Below are 24,498 nucleotides of genomic sequence, written 5' to 3' on the forward strand. Positions count from 1 at the left end.
ATCAAGCCGTCGGAAGGTGGCGGCTGAGAAAGACTTCGGTACGGCTCCACGCGAGCGCTGACGCCTCGGCGTGGTGGAAGGCGGGCATCGGGTTGTCGAACGCGTGCCCGGCCCCGGGATAGCGGTAGATCTCGTTCTCGGGACGGTCGACGGCCGCGACGATCCGGTCGACGGCATCCGGCTTCAGGTAGTCGTCGGCATCGCCGAAGTGGTGCAGGCTGACGGCGTTCACGTCGGGAGCCAGCTCCAGCAACTGCGGCAGCGCGGAGCCGTAGTAGCTCACCAGGGCGTCGGGCGGTGACACGGCTGCCACGTTGAAGGCCAGTCCCCCGCCGAAGCAGAAGCCGACGATGCCTACGCCCAACTCACGGCTGCGCAAGTAGTCCAGCGCGGCGACCGAGTCCGAGACGGCGGTCGGCCAGTCGAGTCGCTGCATCAGGCCGATCGCCTGGTCCAACAGGTCGGGAGCCGACTCGTCCAGCTCCGCGTCGTCCAGGCGCCAGTAGATCTCCGGTGCGACGACGTAGTACCCGAGTGTGGCGAGATCGACGGCCCGCCGCTTGATGTAGTCGGAGACTCCGAAGATCTCCTGGAGCAGCAGAATGCCAGGCCCAGTTCCGCCGGCAGGTTCCCATACGTGTGCCGGCATCAGCCCCGAGCCGGTATCAATCTCCAAGGTCACCCTTGGAGCCTACTTCGCCTCCACAGACTCCCGTCGCGTCACCTGGGTCGGCGCAACCACCGGAGCGGGCATCCACCGCTCGCACTCGGCGATTACTGCCTCAAGGAGCTCGTAGAGCCGCTCGTCCGGGTTGGACACGCAGGCCTGCGAGATGCCCTCCACGGCACACGACACTGCCCGTGGGGCCGTCCGGCGCGCGAAGTCCGGCGTACCGCGGTGTGGTCGGGCAGTGAAGGTCCGGGCCCACTTGGCAGCCGACGGTACTGCGTCCAGCGCCACCTGGGCCTCCGGGCGCAACGTGTCGAGAGGCTGGCCATCCAGTGCGGCCAGGGTGCGCTCCCCCACCAACAGCGCCACGGCCAGGATGTACTGCCGCTCCTGCGACACCACCGGCAGCGCGTGCTGGATACACACACCGGTCATCAGCGGTACGACGTGTGGGTCCTCCGGGGTCAGCCCGATCACCGAGGGGATCAGTGGAGCCAGCCGAGTCCGACCGGCGTCCGTCGTGCAATCGTTGACGTCGCGGGCCACTCCGGCCAGCAGTGGATCGGTACAGGCCGGGTGATCCGACCAGGGCTCGCCCGCGAGGTACGACGCGAACTCCATGAAGCAGGCGCCCTTGCGAGGGTTGCGGTGTTTGCCCCGCGACAGGACCGGGACTGCAAGATCGAAGTTGTTCATGGCGACTCCTGAGACGCTCGTCATCCCAGAATGCGCTCGAACGGCCGCCGACGCCACGGGTTACCGGAATCGGCTTGTGAGGAGGGGCACAGGCGTGGCGGGTTGGGGGGAAGTGTTACCGACGGGTAGCCTTGGCGGTGCTCCCACTCCTGAAGCACAGAGGAGGGCCTCGTGCCCCGTGAGATCCGCGATGTCGTCTTCGTCGACGGCGTTCGCACCCCGTTCGGAAACGGCAAGGCCACCGGCCTGTACGCCGAGACGCGCGCCGACGACCTGGTGATCAAGTGCATCCGGGAAATTCTCCGGCGCAACCCGTCGCTGCCGCCGGAGAAGGTGGAAGAGGTCGCCATCGCGGCCACCACCCAGATCGGCGACCAGGGCCTGACCATCGGCCGGACCGCCGCCCTGCTGGCCGGTCTGCCGAACACCACTCCGGGCTACGCCATCGACCGGATGTGCGCGGGCGCCATGACGGCGGTGACCACACTCGCGTCCGGGATCGCCTTCGGCGCCCAGGACGTGGTGATCGCCGGCGGCGTCGAGCACATGGGCCGGCACCCGATGGGCGAGGGCGTCGACCCGAACCCGCGGATCATCTCCGAGAAGCTCGTCGACACCAGCGCGCTGGTGATGGGGTCGACGGCCGAGAACCTGCACGACCGGTACCCGAGCATCACCAAGGCCCGTACCGACGCCTTCGCCGTACTGTCCCAGGAACGCGCCGCCAAGGCGTACGCGAACGACCTGATCCAGCCTGACCTGGTGCCGATCGCGATCCGCTCGGCCGAGCAAGGCTGGGGTCTGGCGACCGCCGACGAGCCGATGCGCCCGGGCACCACGCTGGAGGACCTGGCCAAGCTGAAGACCCCGTTCCGTCCGCACGGCCGGGTCACCGCGGGCAACGCGGCCGGGATCAACGACGGCGCCACTGCCGCACTGCTCACGTCGGCCGAGGCGGCCGAGGAGCTCGGCCTGAAGCCGAAGATGAAGCTGGTCTCCTACGGCTTCGTCGGCGTCGAGCCCGAGGTGATGGGCTTCGGCCCGGTCCCGGCGACCGAGAAGGCGCTGAAGCTGGCCGGCCTGACCATCGACGACATCCAGGCCTTCGAGGTGAACGAGGCGTTCGCCGTCCAGGTACTGGCGTTCCTCGAGCACTACGGGATCGCGGACGACGACCCGCGCGTCAACCCGTACGGCGGCGCGATCGCGTACGGCCACCCGCTGGCGTCCTCCGGCATCCGCCTGATGACCCAGCTGGCCAAGCAGTTCGAGCTGCGGCCCGAGGTCCGGTACGGCCTGACCACGATGTGCGTCGGCCTCGGCATGGGCGGAACCGTCATCTGGGAGAACCCGAACTTCGAGGGGAACAAGGCATGAGCTTGCAAGACCTCATCGACGAGGCCGTCGCGATCGAGAACGACGAGCTCGTCACGCTCGCGCCGAGCCGTGACGTCGTCCTGCCGAACAAGGCCGGCACGCTGGCGCTGATCACCCTCGACAACCTCCAGGACCACACCAAGCCGAACACCTTCGGCCCCAAGGGTCTGGCCGAGCTGAACAAGGCGATCGACGCCGCGCTGGCGCGGGAGGATGTCGTCGCGATCGGCGTCACCGGCAAGCCGTTCATCCTGGCTGCCGGCGCCGATCTGAGCGGCGTACCGAAACTGACCGGGCGCGAGCAGGCGCTCAACCTCGCCAAGATCGGCCACGGCGTCCTGCGCAAGCTGCTCGACGGTGGCAAGCCGTCGTTCGCCTTCGTCAACGGGGTCGCTCTTGGTGGCGGCCTCGAGGTCGCGCTGCACGCGCAGTACCGGACTGTCTCCGTCGCTGCCGGGATGATCTCGACGCCCGAGGTCTTCCTCGGGCTGCTGCCGGGCTGGGGTGGCAACTTCTTGCTGCCGAACCTGATCGGCGCCGACAAGGCCGTCAAGGTCGTGGTCGAGAACGCCCTGAACCAGAACAAGATGCTCAGCGGTCCCGAGGCGGTCAAGCTCGGCATCGGCGACGTCCTGCTCGACTCGGCCGACTTCCTCGAGCAGTCGCTGATCTGGGCGAGCAAGGTGCTGACCGGCGAGGTCACCGTCGACCGGCCCGAGATCGATCGCGGCGAGGCCTGGGACGCGGCTGTTGCGCGCGGCAAGGCGTTCGCCGACCTCAAGGTGAGCGGCGCGGCCCCGGCGCCGTACCGGGCGCTGGATCTGATCGCGGCGGCCAAGGACAACGACCGCGATCGTGGCTTCGCCGCCGAGGACGAGGCGCTCGCCGACCTGATCATGAGCGAGGAGCTGCGCAGCGGCCTCTACGCCTTCGACCTGGTCAACAAGCGCGCCAAGCGCCCGGCCGGAGCGCCGGACAAGTCGCTCGCCCGCCCGGTCAAAAAGGTGGGCGTTGTCGGCGCCGGTCTGATGGCCGGACAGCTGGCGTTGCTGTTCGCCCGCCGGCTCGAGGTGCCCGTGGTCCTCACGGACCTCGACCAGGAGCGCGTCGACCGTGGCGTCGGCTATGTGCACGGCGAGATCGACAAGCTGCTCGGCAAGGGCCGGATCCGGTCCGACAAGGCCAACCAGCTGAAGGCGCTCGTCACCGGTTCGGTGGATCGTGCCGTCTTCGCGGACGCCGACTTCGTGATCGAGGCGGTCTTCGAGGAGCTGCAGCTGAAGAAGACGATCTTCGCCGATCTGGAGAAGATCATCCGGCCGGACGCGATCCTCGCGACCAACACCAGCTCGCTGTCGATCACCGAGATGGCGGCCGACCTCGAGCACCCGGAGCGGGTCGTCGGGTTCCACTTCTTCAACCCGGTCGCGGTACTACCGCTGCTGGAGATCATCCGCGCGGACCAGACGGATGACGCCGCGCTGGCGACGGCGTTCGCCGTTGGCAAGACGCTGAAGAAGTCGTGCGTACTGGTCAAGGACGCACCGGCCTTCGTGGTGAACCGGCTGCTGACCCGATTCCTCGGCGAGGTGAGCGCCGCTGTCGACGAGGGCACGCCGATTCCCGAAGCGGACAAGGCATTGTCGGCGCTCGGCTTGCCGATGCCGCCGTTCGTGCTGCTGCAGCTCGTCGGGCTGCCGGTCGCGCTGCACGTCGCCGAGACGATGAACCGGGCGTATCCCCAGCGCTTCGCGGTGTCGGCGAACCTCGCCAAGGTGGTTGCTGCCGGCAAGAACTCCTTCTACGTCTGGAGCGCCGAGGGCAAGCCGTCGGTGGACCCGGAGGTCGAGGCGCTGGTGACGGTCGGCGACAAGCCGTCGACCGCCGAGGAGCTGCGCAGCCGGGTGCTGACCGCGCTGGCCGAGGAGATCCAGATCATGCTCGACGAGGGTGTGGTGGCGCAGGCGCAGGACATCGACCTCTGCCTCCTGCTGGGTGCGGGCTGGCCCTTCCACCTCGGTGGCATGACGCCGTACCTGGACCGCAGCGGCATCGCCGAGAAGGTCAACGGTAAGCGGTTCCTGCCGAAGGGCGTCGCAAGCATCGCGTAGTACAACAGACTGCTGGGGGTCGGTCCGGCGCCGGAAGCCCGGTCTGGCCCCAGCAACTTTCTTTCTCGCCCCCTCTCTTTTTCTCCCTTTTGCAACATGCGGCGCGGAACTTCCTGGCTTGGTCGGCAGTTGTCCTTGATGGACCAAACCGATGTTGGGGAGAACATGAGCAAGCGCACGGAACAGAAGTCTCAGGCTCGCGAGAAGGCGGCGGCGCTCGCCGCCACCCAGGCGCGGGCCGAGCGCCGCAGGCGGGTGCTGATCGCGATCAGCGCCGTCGTGGTCGTCCTCGTCGTGATCGGTGGACTCGTCGCGGTCCGCCTCGCCGGTGGCGGCAAGAAGGACGAGGCGGCCGGCCCGTCCGGCACGGCCGACACGAACCTGATCTCCACGCTCGCCAGCATCCCGGCCGCGACCTTCGCCACGGTCGGCAGCGACGGCGTCCAGGCTGCTCCCGCGGCCATCACCGCCCCGGCGCTGACCGACGGCGGCAAGCCGAAGGTGCTCTACATCGGCGCCGAGTTCTGCCCGTACTGCGCCGCGGAGCGCTGGCCCGTCACGGTCGCGCTTTCCCGCTTCGGCACCTTCAGCAACCTCGGCACGACCCACTCGGCCGCCGCCGACGTGTTCCCCAACACCGCGACGCTGTCCTTCCACGGCTCGACCTTCACCAGCCAGTACCTCGCCTTCACCGGTGTCGAGACGACCACCAACGAGCAGGTCAACGGGCAGTACGCCCCGCTGGACACCCCGACGGCCGAGGACCAGAAGACCTTCGACACGTTCAACCAGCCGCCGTACGTGAAGAGCGGCGGCTCGATCCCGTTCATCGACCTCGGCGGCAAGTTCGTCGGCTCCGGCGCGACGTATACGCCGGAGGTCCTGGCCGGGAAGACGCAGACCGAGATCGCCGACGCATTGAAGGACCCGGCGAACCCGATCGCGAAGGCCGTTCTCGGCTCGGCCAACGTCTACACCGCGGCCATCTGCCAGCTCACCAACAACCAGCCCGCGGCCGTCTGCTCGACCGACGTGGTCAAGACGGCAGCCGGCAAGCTCGGGAAGAGCTGACCCGGTGAGCTCGACCACAAGGGCCACTGGGCGCAAACCGCTGGGCTGGCTCCCGTGGGCGACCCTGGTGCTGTCCATCGCCGGGGTCGCCGTCGCGTCGTACCTGACCTATGAGCACTTCACAGCTGGTACGACGCTCGCCTGCCCCGACACCGGCGTGGTCAACTGCCTGAAGGTCACCAGCAGCGAGTACTCCAAGCTCTTCGGCATCCCCGTAGCACTACTCGGCCTACTGTTCTTCATCGGCATGACAGCCCTCTCGCTGCCACCCCTATGGCGCACTACGTCCCCCTGGCCGAGCCGCCTACGCCTGACAGCTGTCGTAGTCGGAGTCATCTTCGTCTGCTACCTGATCTGGGCCGAACTCTTCCAAATCGACGCCATCTGCCTATGGTGCACAGTCGTCCACGGACTAACGCTCGTCCTGTTCGCCCTAGTCGTCATCCGCCAGGCCCTACCACCACTCGAGGACTAGCCTCGGAACTTCTTGACCGCGGTGACTAGTTCGGGTGGGGTCTTGCCTGTTTGTTTTTTGATGATTGAGGCGATCGCCGCCGGGCTGGTGCCGTGTAGTGCCAGGTCTGTGTAGAGCGCGGCCATGCCCTTCTCGCCCTTGGTGGAGACCAGGTACTCCGTCACCCACCAAGCCTGCCCGTACGAGCGGTCGCCGCTAGCGTCGAACTGCGTCTCCCCCGGGAGCACCTTCATCGACGGCAGGTACTTCGTTCTGACCGTCTTGCGATAGGGATCGACGGTCCAGTGCGGGTCATCCTCGATCGAGCGGCAGCGCACGTACTCGGCGATGCCCTCGACCAGCCAGACCGGCGCATGGACGCCGATCGGTACGGTCGCGACGTGGGTCATCTCGTGGACCAGCAGGTCCTCGTCGAGGCTCTTGCGGACGGCCGGGTTGATCACGATCCTGCTGCCCACCGGTGCAGCTGCCTTCACGCTCAGCGGCTCACCGTCGTACAGGGTGACGGCCTTCGCCGCGATCGTCCAGCCGGTGCCCGTGCCGGTCGTCCACAGCAGTGACATCACCCGGGGCTCGGGCATCGCGACCACCATCACGGCACCGTTCCAGGGTCGAGGCCAGTGCCGGTGTACGGCGGAGATCGCGGTCTTCGAGACGCCGGCGATCTTCTTGCCGAGCGCCGCCTCGGACTTGTCGACCACCACGACGATCTTGCCGCGGCGGATCACGGTGATCGGCTGGAAGTCCCACGGCTGGCGATGGCCGTCGTCGCTCAGCGTCTGGTCGATCGCGTCGTCCGCGACCAGGATCCAGCGGCCGGCCCGGACCACGAAGGTGTAGCCGAGGTCGGTCTGCACCGGCCCCGGGTCGAGCCCGGCGAGCTGGTAGCGCATCATCACGCGGGTGGAGAAGGCGGTGTTGCCGTACTTCTCCACCAGGTTCGGCGCAAGTCGCTCGTCGGCGACGAAGTACCGCAGAGTGCTGAACTGGAACTGGCGAAGGTTCGCGAACAACACGCGCTGCTTCGCCACGAGCTTCGGCTGCTGGGGGTCGACCGAGGCGATGAACGCCTTCACGTCACCCTTCAGCACGGCGGTCGCGCGCTGGGCGAGGATCACGTCGAGCGCGGCCTTGCGCGACTGCGGCGAGCCGGCCTTGGCACCTGCGGTCGCCGCTGCGGCAGTACCACCTGCTGTCGCGCTGTTGTCCGACCTGGTCGCGACCGCGACACCGACGGCGCTCACGAGGACCAGCGCGGCAGCGCCCGCGAAGAGGCGTCCCCGCTGCATCACCATGTCCCGCTCCTCGCCCGGCTCGATCCGGCCGGACGGATAATACGCCGTGCCCCGGGACGCCGGAAGGGCCGCGCCCTCGGGGTGATCCCGGGAACGCGGTCCCTCCGCTTACTGCTCCACGCAGCGCTAGGCGTGCGTGCTCTCGCCCGTGCGCTCCGTCTCGCCGACGCGGCTCTTGCGGTAGCCGTAGATCGCGTAGACGACGAAGCCGAGCACCATCCAGACCAGGAACCGAATCCAGGTCTCCAGCGACAGGTTCAGCATCAGGTAGATGCAGATGAGCGCTGCCAGGAGCGGCACCACCGGGTTGCCCGGCACCTTGAACGAGCGCTCGATGTCGGGCCGGCTCCGGCGCAGCAGCGGCACCGCGATGGAGACCAGCGTGAACGCGGCCAGCGTGCCGATGTTCACCATCTCCTCCAGCTTGCCGATCGGCGTCACCCCGGCCACGATCGCGACCACCACGCCGATGCCGACTGTCAGCCGGTACGGCGTACCGAACTTCGGGTGCGTCTTGCCCAGCTTGGCCGGTACCAGGTGGTCCCGGCTCATCGCGAAGACGACGCGCGCCGCGCCGATCATCAGCGTCAGCACCACGGTGGTCAGACCGGCGACCGCTCCGGCCGAGATCAGCGTCGCGAAACCAGGCCTGCCGACCGACCGGAAGGCCTCGGCCAACGCCGCCTCACCCTTGATGTCGGTGTACTTGACCATGCCGGTGATGACGATGCAGACCAGCACGTAGAGCACCGTGCAAATCGCCAGCGAGCCGAGGATGCCGCGGGGCAGGTCGCGCTGCGGGTTCTTGGCCTCCTCCGCGGTCGTCGCGACCACATCGAAGCCGATGAAGGCAAAGAACACCAGCGAGGCGCCCGAGATCAGGCCCATCACACCGAACGTCGACGGCGCCCCGGTGATCCATTGGATCAGCGGCGTGGTGATCGTCGCGTCGCCGCTCGCGGCCGGGACGCCCGGCGGGATGAACGGGCTCAGGTTCGAGGCCTTGACGTAGAACAGCCCGGCGATGATCACGAACAGCACGACGAACAGCTTCACCGCGACCAGCACCAGGTTGACCCGCAACGACTCCTTGATGCCGACCGTGGCCAGGATGGTCAGCACGATCACCAGCAGCATCGCGAGCACGTTCACGTCGCTCTTCGGCCCGATCGACGCGGGCCAGCCCAGCCCGATCTGGTCGAGGAACAACGCGGCGTAGGTCGACCAGCCCTGCGCGACAACGCTTGCCCCGAGCATCAGCTCGAGCAGCAGGTCCCAGCCGATGATCCAGGCGAAGATCTCACCCAGTGAGAAGTAGGAGAACGTGTACGCCGAGCCGGAGACCGGCACGGTCGAGGAGAATCCGCGTAACACAGCGCGGCCAGCCCACAGCAGATCGCCGCGAACACGAAAGACAGTGCGATGCCCGGACCGGCGAAGGCCTGGGCGGCGCGACCGGTCAGGGTGAAGATGCCGGCGCCGATGATGACGCCGATGCCGAAGACGGTCAGGTCGAGGGCGGTGAGGCGTTTCTTGAGCTGGTACTCCGGCTCGTCGGTGTCCGCGATCGACTGCTCGATCGTCTTGGTTCGCAACAGACTCATCTGTACGCCTCCTCAAACTCGGACGGAACCCTCCGAGCCTGCCAACCTGACAGCCCGAGGTCAAACCGCCACTCAGCGTTGAGGCTCGTAGTCCTTCAGGTAGATCCAGAGTGTCGCCTCGGTGAACCCGGTCCTGGTCAGCAGGATCCGATCCCGCGACGCCTGATCGATTCCATGCCTAGCCAAATCCTCGTACAGCTCCTCGACCGCCGCCAGTCCGAGCCGTTTCACCAGGAAGCGCACGGCCAGCCAGCTCACGCCGTACACGTCGGCGGTGTTCTGGTAGAAGCCCTGGTCCGACGGCAGGGCGGTGAGCAGCGGGAGCGCGTCGTCGATGACTTCCTGCTCCCATTTGCCGACCTCGCCGGGCCCGCTGATCGCCTCGATGCCGCGCCAGGAGACGTACTCCGCGCAGCCCTCGGCCAGCCACAGCGGCTCGTAGCCACCGAGATCGGCGGTCGCGACGTGGGTGATCTCGTGCGACAGCAGGATCTCGTCGACCCGGTCGCGTTCCTTCGGGTTGACCACGATGTAGGCGCCGGCGACGGTTCCGTCGGCGGTGTCCTGACCGGGCAGCGACGAGAAGGTCGACCCGGCGCTCGCCGCGGACTCGACATCCTCGTCGGCGAACCGCGCGTCCCGGACGTCGGTGTCGTCCAACGCCGCGATCAGCACCGAGCCACGCCATTTGCGCGGCCAGTACGCCGTTACCTCGCCGAGCGCCTCGGTGGCCTCGGTGACGATCGAGCGGCCGCGCTGCGTGTCGCCCTTGTCGACCAGCACGAGGACGCGTGGGGCGCGATGCACCTCGAAGCGGCCGAGGTCCCAGGCCTCCTGGTGTGCGCCCGGCCCGAGGTCCTTGTCGAGATCGTTGTCGTCGGCCATGACCCAGCGGCCGCTGCGGTGCACGTAGGTGTAGCCGAGCTCGGTGGTCACCGGCGTCAGATCGACCTCGTGGATCTGGTACCGCATCAATACCCGGACCAGGTACGTCGAGGCGCCGTGCTCGCGGACCGCGGCCTGGTCGAATCGCTCCTCGGCCTGGCTGTACCCGATCTCGTCCAGGCCGAGCTCGACCAGGTTCGCGAACAGCACCTTCTGGGCCTGCCGCAGTTTCGCGTTCGCCGGGTCGACGTCCTGCAGGAACAGCTTCTCGTTGACCGTCCGGACGGCCTTCGCGCGCCGGAGCAGGATCGTGTCGACGGCCAGCCGGCGGGCCGCCACCGCGGCGGCCGTCTTGGACGGCGGTTTGGTGCCGCGGTTGGGCTGGGTGGTCGGCGGCTTCGTCAAGGGCGCGCTCGGCCTGGCCCGGGCATCCCTTTGGCGGTCCTCGACGGCGTACACGACGCCGGCCGACACCACGGCCACGGCAAGGAGCAGGCCCAGCGCTCGGCGGGGCCCGTGGGGCGGAACCTCAGCGCCGGACGGGGCGGCGCTAGGTGGTGTGAAACTCACGTCGGGTCGATTCCTCCGGTCCGCCCGTCTGCTACAGCCCGGCTACCCTACTCGGTCCAGCGGATTCCACCACCGACACGCCCGGTATACAACCTGCCCCTGTCTGCCCCGAGCCCTATTGGGCAGCAGCGGCGGCCTTCAGGGCTTGGAAAAGGCCGGCTTCGGTGATGCCGACGTGCTCGAGCATGATCCGGTTGCGTTCGGCCTGGGTCGAGCCGAGGGAGGCCATCTCCTGGTAGAGCGTGCCGACCTCGGTCCCGCCGTACTTCGTGAACAGGTAGTCGACCGCGAGCCACGACATCGGGTACGAGCTGTTCGAGTCCTTGAAGAAGACGCTGTCCGCGGGAAGCGTCTTCGCCCTCGCCAGGTACTTCGACCGGACCTCCTTGCGGTACTTGTCGAGCGCGAGGTCCTCCTCACCGGCCATCGGCAGGAACTCGACGTACGTCGCCGCGCCCTCCACCAGCCAGCGCGGCGCATAGGCCCCGTACGGCGCTGTCGCCACATGCGTGAACTCGTGCGCCAGCGTGCGAGCGTCGACCTTGGCGCGGTTGCGCGGGTTGATCACGACGTACGAGTCGGCGCGCTGCCCCATCGCGGTCACCTCGCCGGGCAGCGTCCGGTAGACCCAGGTCGCCATCGCCAGTGCGTCCTCGGCGTTCTTCGGGACGGTGTAGTCGGCGCCCCGGACGATCTTGTCGTCCAGGGCGATCACCACCCCGGAGCCCGTCCAGCCGCCCGGCCAGCTCTTGCTGACCGCCTGCACCGCGCTGACCGCCTTCGCGGCGAGGTTGTCGGCGAGCTTGCCCTGGCCGCGCTCGACCACGATCAGCACCCGCGGGGACCGCTTCACCAGGATCTGGCCGAGATCCCACGCCTCCTGATGCGACCCGCGCGGGAGCAGCTGATCCATGTCGGAATCGGACACCAACAGCCAGCTGCCGTCGGGCTTCTGGGTGAAGGTGTAGCCGAGCATCGTCCGCACGGGTTGCGGGTCGATGCCCTTGATCTGGTACGTCATCGCCACGCCGACCAGGTACGTCGAGGGGCCGTACTTGTCGACGAGTCGCTGGTCGAACTGTTCCCTCAGTTGCTCGTACCGGATGCTCTGGAAACCGAACTGCTGCAGGTTCGCGAAGAGCTGCTTCTGCCGGGCGACGAGGAGCTTGTCGACCGGGTCGACGTCGCGGAGGAACTCCTGCTCGTCGTTGCCGCTGACCGCCTGCGCGCGGCGTACCAGCACCTTCTTGACGCCGGCGGCGCGGGCGGTCTCGTCGATCTCCGGCGGGCCGCTCGTCTTGGGCGTGACGATGCCGGCGCCGTCGGGGTCGGCGCTGGACCGGTGCAGGGCGAGACCACCGGCGACGGCACCGGCTACGAGAACCAGCGACAGCAGCAGCGGCCAGAGCCGACGCTGCCGGGGAGCCGCGGAGTGACGCCCCCTCGCCGGTCCCCCGTCAGGCCCCGCCCGGCCTGCCGCTCGCGGTGTCTGACTCACTGGTGATCGCGTCCCCTTGCTTGGCGATCATCTCTATCACGTCCCGGGCCAACCCCTGGCCGGTCAAGCCGATCTCCTGCAGGATCTTGTCGCGCTTGGCGTGCCCGAGAAACTCCTGCGGGATGCCGAAGTCGCGCACCGGCGTCGTGACACCCGCGTCGCGCAGCGTCTGCGAGATCGCCGCGCCGCACCCACCGGCCCGGCCGTTGTCCTCGATCGTCACGACGAACTTGTGCTTGGCCGCCAGCTCGATCAGCTTCGGGTCGACCGGCTTGACCCAACGCGGGTCGACCACGGTGACGCCGAAGCCTTGCGCCTCGAGCCTCTTCGCGACGTCGACGGCGGTGGCGGCCATCGAGCCGATCCCGATGATGAGCACGTCGGTGCCGGTACGGACCAGGACATCGCAGCCGCCGACGCGGTCGATCGCGTCGATATCGGCGAACACCTCGCCCTTCGCGTACCGCAGTACGGTCGGGGCGTCGTCGACCTCGACCGCCTCGTTCAGCAGCTCGCGCAGGCGGGTGCCGTCCCGCGGCGCGGCCAGCCGCAGGCCCGGTACGACCTGGAGGATCGACATGTCCCACATGCCGTTGTGGCTCGCGCCGTCGTCACCCGTGACGCCGGCCCGGTCGAGCACGAAGGTGACACCGCACTTGTGCAGAGCGACGTCGAGCAGAAGCTGGTCGAAGGCGCGGTTGAGGAAGGTCGCGTAGAGGCCGACGACCGGGTGCAGACCGCCCATCGCCAGGCCGGCGGCACTCGTCACCGCGTGCTGCTCGGCGATGCCGACGTCGAAGATCCGGTCGGGGAACTCTTTGGCGAACGGGGCCAGGCCGGTCGGGTGCAGCATCGCGGCGGTGATCGCGACGACATCGGGCCGGCGGTGGCCGATCTCGATGATCTCCTCGGCGAACACGTCGGTCCAGCCGCGCGGCTTGCTCTTCGGCCGGACCTGGTGGAAGTTGTCTTCCTCGTCCTGCTCGGCAGCGGCGTACCCGAAGCCCTTCTGGGTGACCGCGTGCACGATCACCGGGCCGCCGAACGCCTTCGCCTTGGCGAGCGCGTCCTCCATCGCCTGCCGGTCGTGACCGTCCACCGGGCCGACGTACTTGAGGCCGAGGTCCTCGAACATGCCCTGCGGGGCGAGCATGTCCTTCAGGCCCTTCTTCACCCCGTGCAGCACCTCGTACATCGGCGGGCCGACGTACGGCGTGCGGCCGAGGTTCTTCTTGATCAGGTCGAGGATCTTCTCGTACCGCGGGTTGGTGCGCAGGCTGGTCAGGTGCGTGGCCAGGCCACCGACGGTCGGGCTGTACGAGCGGCCGTTGTCGTTGACGATGATGACGAGCTTGAGGTCGTCGGCCGCGGCGATGTTGTTGAGCGCCTCCCAGGCCATCCCGCCGGTCAGGCCGCCGTCACCGATCAGCGCGACGACATGCCGGTCCTCTTTTCTGAGCCGGTAAGCCTTGGCGAGCCCGTCGGCGTACGAGAGTGAGGTCGAGGCGTGGCTGTTCTCGACGACGTCGTGCTCGGACTCGGCCTGGCTCGGGTATCCCGAGAGGCCGCCTTCCTGACGGAGCGTGTCGAACGTCGCGGCGCGGCCGGTGAGCAGTTTGTGGACGTAGGTCTGGTGCCCGGTGTCATAGACCATCCGGTCCCGCGGCGAGGAGAACACCCGGTGCATCGCCAGCGTGATCTCCACCATGCCCAGGTTGGGACCCAGGTGACCACCGGTCCGCGACACCGTCTCGACGAGAACGTCGCGGATCTCCGAGGCCAGCTCACGCAGCTGAGAATCGGTCATTCCTTTGAGGTCCGCCGGGCCATCGACGGTCTCCAGAACGCGCATCGAGCTCCTCCGCAGGTTGTCCTCGAAGTCTTGAGTCTATGCACGGACAGCGACGATTCCGAACCGGGCAGCCCCAAAGGTGAATTTCTCACACTCGCCCCACGCACGGGCCGTGTGCTTGCTCGCTTGTGATGCAAGCCTCACCTACAGTGACGTGTATGGAGATGGTGAGGACACTCTTCTGCAAGTACGACGGTCGCCCCCACCGCCTGCTGAAATCCATCCGTTTGGGTGAAGACGAACACGGTCTCTGGGTAGGTTCTCTCCCTGGCTCCCGCGGCCAACGAGCCGACGGCACCTGGGTGACGATCGACCACCACAGAGTCCGCCTCTACCCCCGAGGCCAATGGTGGAGCGCCCTCTTCAACGACGCCCCCCACCCCACCCAGATCTACTGCGACATCACCACCCCACCCGAATTCGGCGTCGACTCCGTCACCACAGTCGACCTAGACCTAGACATCCGCCTCCTCCGAGACGGCACCATCAAAGTCATGGACGAAGACGAGTTCCTGACCCACCAAAAGCTCTACGCCTACCCACCCCAGGTAATCGCCACAGCCCAAGCCACCTGCGCCTGGGTAGTAGCCAACATCGCCGTATCCGAGCCCTTCATCACCGTCTACAAGACCTACCTGGACAGACTCCGTACCCTCACGCCGACCGCCTGATCGTCAATCCGTAGCTCGTGCCACCGGGAAACCGGGTGGCAGATCGAACGTGCTGTCGTATTCCTCGGTGCGGGTGTCCACCCAGAGTGGCAGCCTGCCAGGCAGGCACGACGACAGATCCGGGAACACCATCACGTAGCTGACCACTGCCAGGTTCGGGAAGAACTGGGCTCGACCGGGCACCAGCAGGTCACAACTGTCACCCGGATCGGTGTCCGGTACCGGCAGAATCGCAGGTGTCAGAGGCAGACTCGAGGTCACCGGAGCGCCCAGCCGGAAGAGCAGACGATCGCGCCACGGCACGATCCCGCGGTTGCACAGTTTCAGCTCGAGAACAAACGGTTCGCTGTGATCGACCTGAATGCGCGCCGACGAGGCCGTGGAAAGGATGCCGACAGCATCGCCTTCGACCGGACGAAAAGGACCGCCGGTCGCTCCCAGTTCCAGGCGGCGCCGCACCAGTTGGAGAAGCTCCTCGCGCTCGCTGCCGTGCCGATCGAGTAACTGCAGGTAACCGCCGAGAGTCTGTGCAGTCGTGAGCCGCGCGGCCGCCGCGAGCAGCCGCTGCCACCACGAGTTGTCCGGGACCGGAGCGACGATTCTGCTCCACTGCTGCAGGCGGGACGCCGGAGTGCTTGTCGGGAGCGGTGCGATCATCGGGGGTGGTACAACTCGTAGCGGCTCGACCTGTTCGGGCGGCACGCCGGCGCGGATCAGTGCGTCGGCGACCTCGTCCCACTCGACGGGCGACAGGTCGGCCAGGCCTTTCTCGAGGTTGCTGAGTCGGCGCGTGCTGAGCGAGCTCTCAGCCAGGCCGTTCTCGACCAGGTGGTCGACGAACGCCCGCAAGGACATGGTTCCGCGCAGCGCCCTGAGGATTCCCGCGTGATCACCGGTCATGATCGGGCCAGTCCTGGTACGGGTCCGCGATGTCCGCGGGCGGCACGATCAAGGTGATGATGACGCCCAGGAGCGTCGTCGGGAAGCAATAGGTGCCGTCCGGCCAGCCCATCTTGACGCACATCCGGTAGGTCCCCGGCTCCGTCGGAGCACGCAGGACCCAGCGAACGTTGGCGAAGGACCCAGGATCGGTGTCGGCGAGAGGGACGAAAGGCGGACTGCAGATCCCGGCGGACGAGCTGCCCACGCGGTACATCAACCGATCCCGCCAAGGCACCTGTCCGACGTTGTGGACGACGAAGCGCGCGACCAGCATGCTGCCGGGCGCCACGACTGTCCCTTCCGGCGCCTCTTCCTCCGCTTCACCGAGAAAGCCCGACTTGTCAGCGGCTGCGGGGACCCACAGGCGCGGCGCCGCCTGGTACCGATCTCTCGCTGCAGCCAGCTCCGCTGCCTGGGTCGACAACAAGGTCCGCAGGTCTGCGGCCGGCGCTCCCAGATCGCGGATCAGACAGGCGTACTCCTCGCCCGGAACCACATCGGCCGGCAGGTCGCGGGTCCTGCGTGGCAGGTCCTGCGACTGATCCTCCCTCAGCGCCTCGCTCCAGACATACACGTCGGCCAGGAAACCATCGGCGCCGAAGGCGATGTCGTAGGCCCGCACCAGCCAGGCCGGTACCCGGCTCGCGTTCGTCCGGACCCGGTCGACCGTCACGAGCTCGGCCCACTGCGGCACCTGTTCACGCCGGGAATGCAGGCCTCGTTCCAGATGTGAGACGTACTTCGCCGAGACCAGCCGGGGAGTCGAACGTCCGCCGTCTCCGCCCGGGCGGGCCTCTGGACTAGCCCCGGGATACAGCTCCTCGATGGTCTGGTTGAGAATCTCCACCGTCCGCTCCAGGTCGCTACCGGTGGCGCCTCGCAACTGGCGCATCGCGACGGTGAGCTCACGGCTGGCGAAGAGGTGAACCGGCGCCGGCTGCGGTGGCCGGCCGCGACGCCCGGCACTGCCCAACACGCCCCTGGCTTTGGTGAGGCTAGTGCGCATTAATGGTCCTGTTCCAAGGTTGCGTCATGAACAACGCCACCTCTGCATCGATCTTCATCAACTACCGGTCCTCGGACGAACATGTGGCTGCGGTGTTGCTGGACAACACGCTCTCGGCACGGTTCGGCGAGCAGAACGTGTTCTTGGACAGCAAGTCCATGGCGCCCGGCACCCCGTTCGACGAGGCGCTACGCACTGCTGTCCGGGACTGCGACGTCCTGCTCGTGGTCATCGGCTCACGCTGGCTCACCTCCGCCGACGAGCACGGCCGCCGGCTGATCGACCACCGCGGCGACTGGGTCCGCCTCGAGATCGTCGAGGCCGAACGGGCTGGCAAGCACGTGGTCCCGGTCCTCGTCGGCGACGTACCCCCGTTGGCAAAGGTCGCGCTGCCGGCCGCCATCCGATCACTGGCAGGCAAGCAGTTCCTCCGGCTGCGCCCTCGTGACGGGCGGGCCGACCTGGACCAGATCGTCGCCAGGACCCGGACTCTGGCTCCTCGGCTCGACGGGTTTCTGAGCCCTGCATGACCGCCGAGGCAGAAGGTGGGACCCCTCCATTCCCACCTTCCGCTTCCGTCACTTGCCGCTGTTGTTGCCCTTGATGGCGGCCTTACCCAGTCCCCGCACCACTTTTTCCGAGGGCTTCTCCCGCGGCCGCTTCTCGATCGGGTCCGGGGCCCCCTTCCTCTCCGGGTTTCTCTCCATGTCGGTCACCCCCCTCCCGTACTCGGGTTCTCCGCCCGCGCTACCGCGGGCATCGAGGTCTCGTCGGTGTCAGCCGGTCCGCGATTCCGCCACTGGGCGACGCCCAGGACGACGAAGAGCAGGACCGTCGACGTGATGGTCAGCGACCCGACCTTGATCGGTCCGTGGCCGAGAGTCCCCGGTATGCCCACCACCCAGGCACCCGCGATGAGAGTGACGACCAGGTGTGGCATGACGCGCTCCACCGAGCGCCGCCAGGACTCTGACGTCTCTGCTATCGGTAGATCGCACAAAGCGATCCAGGCAACGGTGAGGGCGAGGACGCTGCCCGCTGCCGCCACGGCCAGCAATCCGAGCGCGCCCGGTCCGTCGCCGAGCAGATAGCGCAACGTGTAGATCGCACCGTAGGCGACGCCCGCGGCGGCGGCGGACAGCATCAGCACCGGGAGAACCACCACTCTGGCGGTTCGCCATCCCACGGCCCAGGCGAGCAAGGCCGCCTCCGCGAGAATTTCGGCCGTTGCCCGCACCGCGGCCGCCAGACGACGGCAGGCCACGACCACGAGTCCGCAGATCCAGTTGGCCAACCGGACAGCCAGCACCAAAGCTATGTGGGCCGCACGCAAGAGCATGTTCGCCACTCCCCGAGCGGTGGCAACGATGGCGGCCGTGGCCCGCGCAGCGAATTCGGCCAGCGCACGATCGAACGCCCCTCTCGCTGTGGATCGCGATCCGCGACGGACGGCGACCCGCCAGTTGACGAGCCACGGTTCCCGCCGGACGGGAAACAGCGGGGCCACGAACGTGTTCACCCTCGCCTGGCCACCGACTGCTCCGGCGATCGCCGCTACCAACAGCGTTGCGGCAACGCCGGTCGCCACCCCGATCGGCAGGTAGTGCCGCACCCAGTCCGGCACCGAGATGAGGCCGATCGACGGCGACGCAAGGAACCACCCGGCTGCCAGGGCCGGCACGGCGGTGAATGCGGCCACCGTCACGGCGGGCGCGGCAGCACCACCCCGCGATCTCTGCTCCCGCCAGGCGAGCGCACCGGCGTACAGCATCGCGAGCACAAGCGTGAGGACGACGGCGATCGTTCGGACCAGCGACGCAGCGGCGTGCCCGAAGTGCGGCAGGAGGCCGGCCGCAAGACCGGCCAGCAGCCAGACGAAGATCACCGTCCTCATCGTGACCGGGAACCGGTACAGCGGCCCGGCCACGATCGCCAGACCGGCCAGGACGAAGAGAATGAACAAAGGGACCGAACTCTCCACTCCGGCGGCGAGTACCACTGCTCCACAGACGGCTCCCCGCAGCAGGTTGACCGGAATCCAGCTCCCGCGCCGCTGCAGGTACCTGCTCAGCGGGATGAGCCGATCGTGATCCCTGCAGTACAGGTCTACAGCCGAGAGGTCGTCCACCGAACAGGGTTCCTCCTGACACCCGGTGACTGCGGTCGACCGCTCCTTGCCGACTTGAAGGAGCATGCTTTCGTAGGGCTGGTAATCGGACTCGGCTTCGTCGGAGTCGTGCGCGGAGAAGCCGGTGTGAGTGCTGTGTTTCATCACCACACCTCCTATCGGTGCGAGGAACGAAAACCGGACGTGGGCCGCAGAGGTCAGCGTTGCGCTGACGGTTGGACGCCGGATGGATCAGAGCTGGACCGCTGCTTGCTGCTGGGCCGCCGGACGAGCAGCGAGCAGCGAGGGGAGCAGGTGAAAGCGTCGATGACCCCGGCGGTCCGGCAGGCCGGCGGCGGGGATGGCGTCGCGATGCGTTGTAGCGTGGCCGCATCGGCATCGCCGACGCCGACCGTGAGCAGGTGCGGATGGGTCGGCCGCGCCGGGTCGGTGAGCGCGGCGTGCGCGGTCGGCCATGTCGCCGGGTCCGTCGGTTGCCCGTCCGAGACGAACAGGACCACCGGCCGGCGCACGGCCACTGCCCCGGCGAGGAGCTGGCCGACGTCGGCTTCGATCGTGTCCAGCAGGAACTTGAACGCGGTACGGAAGCTCGTGATCGACGTACCGCGTCTGGGAGCCGAGGGCAGCTCGAAGACCCCCAGTGGCCCGAGTGGACGGAGCACCTGGGCGGAGTCCGAGAACCCGATCAGGCCCAGTCGTACCCGGGCCGGCCCCGACCCCGCGGCGCGCCTGAGACTACCGGCGAAGCTGGCAACGATGCCGGCGACCGCCTGCTCGTGCTCGGCCATGGACAGCGACTCATCGCAAGCGACGTAGAAGGGCAGTACTGTCTCAGGTGCCATCGGATCTCCTCGTCGGATGCTCGTCTTCGCTCCGACGGTGCACCGCAAGGTTGGACCTGTTGTGGATCAACCAGGGATCAACAAAGGATCAACCAGGGATCCGGACGAAACGCCGGACCCTGTTTCGCCGATAGGGCAGATGAGGGGCGCGTGGCCATCATCGGGGCGGCCGGCGCAAGGGGGAGTGGGCAGCGGTAATGGAGTTTCGCTTGCTCGGGCCGTTCGAGGCCTGGCACAACGGTTCCAAGGTCGCCCTCGGCGACCCCCAACAAAGGTTTGTTCTAGTGGTGCTGCTGCTGAACGCCGGCAGACCCGTGTCCACCGAGCGGCTGGTCGAGACCGTCTGGCCCAATCAACGCCCGAAGAGTCCCCTGGTGCCCGGCTACATCAGCAAGATCCGCGCCTTGTTGCGCCGCGGGGGCGACGCGACCGTGGAGAACAGCCAGACCGGCTATGTTCTCCACCTCGCCTCGAACACGCTCGACACCGAGCGGTTCGCCGAGCTCAAGGAGGCCGCCACCGGAGCCCACTGCGCCGGAGACCTGGACCGGGCCGCCCACCTCCTGCAGGAGGCTATCGACCTGTGGCGCGGCGACTTCCTGGAGGATCTCGACGTCGACCGGGTCGGCGGGGCGGACGTGGTACCGCCCGAGGAGTCGCTGATCGACGTCGTCGGCGACCTGGCCGAGCTGAAGCTTGCTGACGGCAACCATAGGTGGGTCCGTGACCGGGTCCGCCCGCTGCTGCGCAAACACCCTGAGAACAATCATCTGGCCGTCCTGCTGATGCGCGCACTGCTCGCCGACGGGGATCGGGTCGGCGCCATCCAGGTGTACCGCGAGGCGGTCGACGAGGTCGGCCGGTTCGGCATGAAAGCGCCACCTGAGCTCCGCGAACTGGCGCAACTGGCGCACCACCAGGGGATCAGGAACACCCTGCCGCGGCGGTCAAAGGTGTTCACCGACCGCGCCGAGCCACTGCGCGAGGTAGCCCAACTGGCCGGTCAGAGCTCCACCCGGCTCGTCTGGGTGAACGGACCGCCCGGCGTCGGGAAGACGACCTTCGCCGTCGAGGCGGCCCACCAGATGGCCACCCGCTTCACCGGCGGACTGCTGTTCGCCTCCCTGAACGGCTTCACCCTCAACGTCGAACCGGTCACGGCTGCCGATGCCCTGGCCGTTCTGCTCCGCGACCTCGGCGTACCCGAGGAGCGCATCCCGAAGGCCGTCAACGAGCGGGCTCTGCTCTACCAGGAGCGCCTCGCGGGCACCCAGACCCTGGTGGTACTGGACAACGCCGCCTCTGACGAGCACGTCCGGCTGTTGCTGCCCGACGCCGCGGAGTGCTTCGCCATCGTGACGAGCCGCCGGGACAGTGACCTCCTCGACGGCGGAACACAGATCCGGCTGTCACCGTTCTCCGCCGATGACGGGGCCACCCAGTTCCGTACGCTGGTCGACACCCGCCGCCTCGAGAACGCGGGCGCGTCGATCGAACGGATCGTGACCGGGTGCGGCGGACTGCCTCTGAACATCCGGCTCGCCGCGGCGCAGTTCAGCCGGCACGACAGCTGGCCGATCGCTCACCTGGCCACGCTGCTGGAGCAGAAGGTGCCCTGGCGCGCGGACGCCGACTCGGCCGACGTGTCGGCGATCCTCGTCTCCTACCGGCACCTCGACGACGACCAGCGCGCGATGTTCCGGCTCTGCGGTCTCGCTCCAGGTGCCGACCTCGACCTACGGGCCGCGGCGGCGTTGGCCGACTGCACGGTGGCACGGGCCTGCGGCTTGCTCGACGGACTGCACGCAGTCGGAATGCTGGAGGAACAGGCACCGGAACGCTACTACCTACTGGATCCGCTCAAGGAGTTCGCCCGCTCTGTGCCGGCGCAGGACGGCCAGGGCTCGGAGCTCACCGGGGTCGCGCTCGATCAGCTGCTCGACTTCTTCCTCGTCACCACGCACGCGGCGGTCGCTACCGCGTTCCCCTTCGCCAGTGATCAGCTCCCGGTCGTCGACCGCTCCAGCACGTTGGCGAGAACCTTCGCCGACCGCGAGGCCGCGCTCGGCTGGCTAGCCGCCGAGCGGGCGAACCTGGTGACGATCATCGGCTACGCGGCCGGCCGCGATCGGCCGGACCACACCTGGCAGCTCGCCGTGCTGCTGTGGCGCTTCCTCTACACGACCGGCCGGTTGCAGGACTGGCTCGAGACGCTCACCATCGCCCGGTGCGTCACCGCGCGTCAGCCCGATTCGCCGGGCTTCGCGCAGGTCCTGTTGCGGTTGTCCGCGGCGTACTGGCAGACCGGGCAACTGCATCCGGCCCTCGAGGTCGCCGCGCAGGCGCTCCCCAAGTGGGTCGCGCTCGGGGACGTCCTGGGCCAGGCCGACACTCTGGTCGCAATCGCTGCCGTGAGCACAGACCTCGGCAATCCCGATGAGGCAATCGCCCATCTGGAAGCGGCCCTGGCCAAGTACATCCAGATCGGTGACCGGCGCGGTCAGGCGAACGCGCTCAGCATGCTCGGTCATCAGAACCATCAGCAGGGAGAGTATCTGCTGGCCGCTCAGCGGCAGCGGGCGGCCGCCGACCTGTTGGAGTCCATTGGCAACTTCCAGGGTCTCGCGCATGCGCTGGACAACCTCGGTTCCGCACAGCAGCACCTGGGCGACCTCGACGACGCGATGAGCAACCACGAGCGTGCTCACTCACTGGCCAAGGAACACGGCGACCTCGGGGTCGCCGCCTATGCCGTCGGCAACATCGGCAACGCCCACCGGCGGCAGCGACGGCTCGACGCTGCCGTGCGGTCGCACCAGCGGGCGCTGAAGATCGCCGAACCGCTCGGTGATCCCAACCTGACCACGTTGCTGCGCCTCGATCACGGCGAGACCTGTCTGGCCAGACGCGATTTCGCCGGCGCGACCCGATTGTTCGCGGTGGCCGCGGAGCTCGCAACCGAGACCGGCGACATCGGCAAGCTCGCGCAAGCTCACCTCGGGCTGGCCAGGACGCTGCATGAACAGGGTCGGCACGACAGCGCGATCATCGAGTGGAACCAGGCGGAGTCCGCCTTCACCCAAGCACGGCTGCGGCAACTCGATGCCGTCCAGCAGGAGCGGAAGCTCCTCCCCTGCGCGTGCGCCGGTCCTACTCCCCTGCCTGCGAGCTGAGTGCACGGAGCAGCAGCGGTTGGGTCTGGCGAACGGCGTCATGTGTGGACCAGCGATTCAGCACCCGTACCAGATTGCGTAGATCGGCCCTGATCGTCGCCGAGTCGACCCGGATCGCGTCGTCGAGCGTCGCGCGGACGACGAGACAGGCCTGATCCACCTCGCCCGCCTGTCCGTACGCCAACGCCTGGCGGATCCCGAAGCGGGCCCGGGCCCTGCGGCTGGCAGGCGGTATCGACGCCAGATGCTGTTCGAGGATCGCCGCTGCCTCGGCGGGCAGGCCGAGGTCGAACAGCGACCAGCCCAGTGCGAGGCGCAGCTCGTCCGCCCCGCTGGACGAACCCAGCATCGGCGCCGACGACGGAGGCTCGGCGGCAGCGGCCGCGAACAGCTCGGCGGCTCGATCCAACGCCCGCCGGCACGCTGCGGCATCTCCGGCGAGAGCATGTCCTTGCGCTTCGCAGCGGGCGGCCAGCCCGCGCACCCGCGGGCTGATTCGGGTGTCGAGCTGGGCGCGGCCGGCCAGCTCGATCGTGCTGATCGCATCGTGCCGGTACAGCGCGACCTCGGCCCGGCGTACCAGGGCATAGCCGGCGATCTGCGGGTCGAGGCTCTCCGTGCCCAATCGGACGGCCTGTGCCGTCCACCAGCTCGCCGCCCGGTCGTCCCCCGCCTCTTGACTCATCCATCCGGCGTACTCGGCCGCGCGGGACGCCAGCAGCAATAGCTCGATCCGGGCGGACCCGGTTGCTTCAGCTGCCAGAGCACGCAGTGTCTGGAGATGAGCGATCACCGGTCCGAGCACCAGCGCCGGGCTGACTGCCATGCCGAGAGCCCGATACTGGTCGAAGCTCACTCGCAGGGCAGCGATCACCTGCTCGTCGGCGACCTGTCCGGCGCCGGTGATCGCGGTGAAGATCGCCGGACCGGAAGCGGGGAACCTGTCGCCCTGGTCGAATCGCAGCCCGCCACTCGCTGTCAGCCCCAGCAACCAGGTCTCCCCCGCCGTCTCGCCTTCTCCAGCCGGATCCTGCGTCCGCGCCGGCTGGTCTTCGGCGACCAACCCGGCCAGGACGCCGCCAGTCTCCAGGGCGGCGTCGCAGAGCTTCGCCATCGTGAGGCTGGGCGACTTGTGGTCGTTCTCGAGCTTGCTCAGATAGCTCTTGTGGTAGTTGACGCGTCGCGCGAGTTCGCCCATCGAGAGCCCGGCGGCGATCCGGCAGGCGCGCAACTGGGCGCCGAAAGACTCCGGCACGGACACCTCCAGTAGGCGCGACCTCATCCGGTGATCGAGTAGACCACGGCCGGAGGGATCACAACAGGCGCCGACGAGGAAGGGTCCTGGGTGGACGTTCCACCCAGGACCCTCCTTCCCGCTGGTGAGTTCTCAGCCGACCCAGCCGTGGCTGTCCGTCGGCGGCGGGGGCGGCGGGGGCGGCACCTGGCCGGTACCGCCGTCCGCGACGGCGATCGACCCGGTGGCGGCGGCGCCGATTCCGATGACCACGGCGACGGCGACCGCGGCGAGGGCGTTCCGGGCCATGCTGCGTACTGCGATCATGACAATCCTCCAAGTATTTCATTCGGCTTCCGCGAATTTGGTTTCGCGAATACTTGGAGTTTGTGGTCGAC

Annotated in this window: 22 protein-coding genes; 7 read left to right on the forward strand and 15 right to left on the reverse strand. The window is 68.1% G+C overall.

Annotated features, from left to right (window positions below; translation table 11 throughout):
• Position 1: 1 nt before the first annotated feature.
• Positions 2–682, reverse strand: coding sequence for a dienelactone hydrolase family protein (locus tag G3I17_RS14120; RefSeq protein WP_164596474.1), 681 nt, complete (start codon positions 680–682; stop codon positions 2–4).
• A 9-nt stretch (positions 683–691) separates the two neighbouring features.
• Positions 692–1,366, reverse strand: coding sequence for a hypothetical protein (locus tag G3I17_RS14125; RefSeq protein ID WP_164596475.1), 675 nt, complete (start codon positions 1,364–1,366; stop codon positions 692–694).
• Between the two features lie 171 nt (positions 1,367–1,537).
• Here G3I17_RS14125 and G3I17_RS14130 point away from each other — a divergent pair, with 171 nt between their 5' ends.
• The 4 genes from G3I17_RS14130 to G3I17_RS14145 all read left to right on the forward strand — a co-directional run bounded on the left by G3I17_RS14130 (position 1,538) and on the right by G3I17_RS14145 (position 6,400).
• The gene (locus G3I17_RS14130) at positions 1,538–2,743 is read left to right on the forward strand and encodes a thiolase family protein (protein ID WP_164596476.1); all 1,206 of its coding nucleotides are present in this window, start codon (positions 1,538–1,540) and stop codon (positions 2,741–2,743) included.
• The gene (locus G3I17_RS14135; RefSeq protein ID WP_164596477.1) at positions 2,740–4,854 is read left to right on the forward strand and encodes a 3-hydroxyacyl-CoA dehydrogenase NAD-binding domain-containing protein; all 2,115 of its coding nucleotides are present in this window, start codon (positions 2,740–2,742) and stop codon (positions 4,852–4,854) included. The genes G3I17_RS14130 and G3I17_RS14135 overlap by 4 nt, the downstream gene beginning before the upstream one ends.
• Positions 4,855–5,019: 165 nt before the next feature.
• Positions 5,020–5,925 carry a DUF929 family protein gene (locus G3I17_RS14140; protein ID WP_164596478.1) on the forward strand — a complete coding sequence of 302 codons (906 nt, stop codon included), beginning with the start codon at positions 5,020–5,022 and terminating at the stop codon, positions 5,923–5,925.
• Positions 5,926–5,929: 4 nt separating this feature from the next.
• Positions 5,930–6,400 carry a vitamin K epoxide reductase family protein gene (locus tag G3I17_RS14145; RefSeq protein ID WP_164596479.1) on the forward strand — a complete coding sequence of 157 codons (471 nt, stop codon included), beginning with the start codon at positions 5,930–5,932 and terminating at the stop codon, positions 6,398–6,400.
• Here the strand turns inward: G3I17_RS14145 and G3I17_RS14150 are convergent.
• The 6 genes from G3I17_RS14150 to dxs all read right to left on the reverse strand — a co-directional run bounded on the left by G3I17_RS14150 (position 6,397) and on the right by dxs (position 14,104).
• The gene (locus tag G3I17_RS14150; RefSeq protein WP_164596480.1) at positions 6,397–7,695 is read right to left on the reverse strand and encodes a hypothetical protein; all 1,299 of its coding nucleotides are present in this window, start codon (positions 7,693–7,695) and stop codon (positions 6,397–6,399) included. The two genes, G3I17_RS14145 and G3I17_RS14150, sit on opposite strands and share 4 nt — an antisense overlap.
• 126 nt (positions 7,696–7,821) lie before the next feature.
• Positions 7,822–9,045, reverse strand: a complete 1,224-nt coding sequence (locus tag G3I17_RS14155) for an amino acid permease (RefSeq protein ID WP_343238300.1) — start codon at positions 9,043–9,045, stop codon at positions 7,822–7,824.
• Complete coding sequence (locus G3I17_RS42085; protein WP_343238301.1) at positions 8,952–9,299, reverse strand: hypothetical protein; 348 nt, start codon at positions 9,297–9,299, stop codon at positions 8,952–8,954. Before G3I17_RS42085 ends, G3I17_RS14155 begins: the two co-directional genes overlap by 94 nt.
• Positions 9,300–9,371: 72 nt before the next feature.
• The gene (locus G3I17_RS14160; RefSeq protein ID WP_203590182.1) at positions 9,372–10,754 is read right to left on the reverse strand and encodes a hypothetical protein; all 1,383 of its coding nucleotides are present in this window, start codon (positions 10,752–10,754) and stop codon (positions 9,372–9,374) included.
• A gap of 115 nt (positions 10,755–10,869) precedes the next feature.
• The gene (locus tag G3I17_RS14165) at positions 10,870–12,252 is read right to left on the reverse strand and encodes a hypothetical protein (protein ID WP_203590183.1); all 1,383 of its coding nucleotides are present in this window, start codon (positions 12,250–12,252) and stop codon (positions 10,870–10,872) included.
• On the reverse strand, positions 12,212–14,104 hold the full coding sequence (gene dxs, locus G3I17_RS14170) for a 1-deoxy-D-xylulose-5-phosphate synthase (RefSeq protein ID WP_164596481.1): 1,893 nt from the start codon (positions 14,102–14,104) through the stop codon (positions 12,212–12,214). The genes G3I17_RS14165 and dxs overlap by 41 nt, the downstream gene beginning before the upstream one ends.
• A gap of 158 nt (positions 14,105–14,262) precedes the next feature.
• Between dxs and G3I17_RS14175 the strand changes: the two genes are divergently transcribed.
• Positions 14,263–14,775, forward strand: coding sequence for a DUF402 domain-containing protein (locus G3I17_RS14175; protein WP_203590184.1), 513 nt, complete (start codon positions 14,263–14,265; stop codon positions 14,773–14,775).
• A gap of 3 nt (positions 14,776–14,778) precedes the next feature.
• Here G3I17_RS14175 and G3I17_RS14180 read toward each other — a convergent pair whose 3' ends face one another.
• Both G3I17_RS14180 and G3I17_RS14185 read right to left on the reverse strand, forming a co-directional pair.
• A complete protein-coding gene (locus tag G3I17_RS14180) occupies positions 14,779–15,675 on the reverse strand; it encodes a hypothetical protein (RefSeq protein ID WP_164596482.1) in 897 nt (298 codons plus the stop codon).
• Positions 15,665–16,723, reverse strand: a complete 1,059-nt coding sequence (locus G3I17_RS14185) for an NBR1-Ig-like domain-containing protein (protein ID WP_164596483.1) — start codon at positions 16,721–16,723, stop codon at positions 15,665–15,667. Before G3I17_RS14185 ends, G3I17_RS14180 begins: the two co-directional genes overlap by 11 nt.
• A 26-nt stretch (positions 16,724–16,749) precedes the next feature.
• Here G3I17_RS14185 and G3I17_RS14190 point away from each other — a divergent pair, with 26 nt between their 5' ends.
• Positions 16,750–17,253, forward strand: coding sequence for a toll/interleukin-1 receptor domain-containing protein (locus G3I17_RS14190; protein WP_164596484.1), 504 nt, complete (start codon positions 16,750–16,752; stop codon positions 17,251–17,253).
• Between the two features lie 48 nt (positions 17,254–17,301).
• Here G3I17_RS14190 and G3I17_RS14195 read toward each other — a convergent pair whose 3' ends face one another.
• The 3 genes from G3I17_RS14195 to G3I17_RS14205 are packed head-to-tail and all read right to left on the reverse strand — an operon-like array spanning position 17,302 to position 19,693.
• Complete coding sequence (locus G3I17_RS14195; RefSeq protein WP_164596485.1) at positions 17,302–17,439, reverse strand: hypothetical protein; 138 nt, start codon at positions 17,437–17,439, stop codon at positions 17,302–17,304.
• The gene (locus G3I17_RS14200) at positions 17,436–18,995 is read right to left on the reverse strand and encodes a hypothetical protein (protein WP_164596486.1); all 1,560 of its coding nucleotides are present in this window, start codon (positions 18,993–18,995) and stop codon (positions 17,436–17,438) included. The genes G3I17_RS14195 and G3I17_RS14200 overlap by 4 nt, the downstream gene beginning before the upstream one ends.
• Positions 18,996–19,048: 53 nt before the next feature.
• Positions 19,049–19,693, reverse strand: a complete 645-nt coding sequence (locus tag G3I17_RS14205; RefSeq protein WP_164596487.1) for a VWA domain-containing protein — start codon at positions 19,691–19,693, stop codon at positions 19,049–19,051.
• Between the two features lie 197 nt (positions 19,694–19,890).
• Here G3I17_RS14205 and G3I17_RS14210 point away from each other — a divergent pair, with 197 nt between their 5' ends.
• Positions 19,891–22,866, forward strand: coding sequence for a tetratricopeptide repeat protein (locus G3I17_RS14210; RefSeq protein WP_164596488.1), 2,976 nt, complete (start codon positions 19,891–19,893; stop codon positions 22,864–22,866).
• Here G3I17_RS14210 and G3I17_RS14215 read toward each other — a convergent pair.
• Complete coding sequence (locus G3I17_RS14215; protein ID WP_164596489.1) at positions 22,844–24,121, reverse strand: helix-turn-helix transcriptional regulator; 1,278 nt, start codon at positions 24,119–24,121, stop codon at positions 22,844–22,846. The genes G3I17_RS14210 and G3I17_RS14215 overlap by 23 nt on opposite strands.
• 132 nt (positions 24,122–24,253) lie before the next feature.
• A complete protein-coding gene (locus G3I17_RS14220) occupies positions 24,254–24,427 on the reverse strand; it encodes a hypothetical protein (RefSeq protein WP_164596490.1) in 174 nt (57 codons plus the stop codon).
• Positions 24,428–24,498 lie beyond the last annotated feature (71 nt).

Source organism: Streptomyces sp. SID13031 (assembly GCF_010548305.1).
In the GTDB taxonomy this organism is placed as follows: Bacteria; Actinomycetota; Actinomycetes; order Propionibacteriales; family Kribbellaceae; genus Kribbella.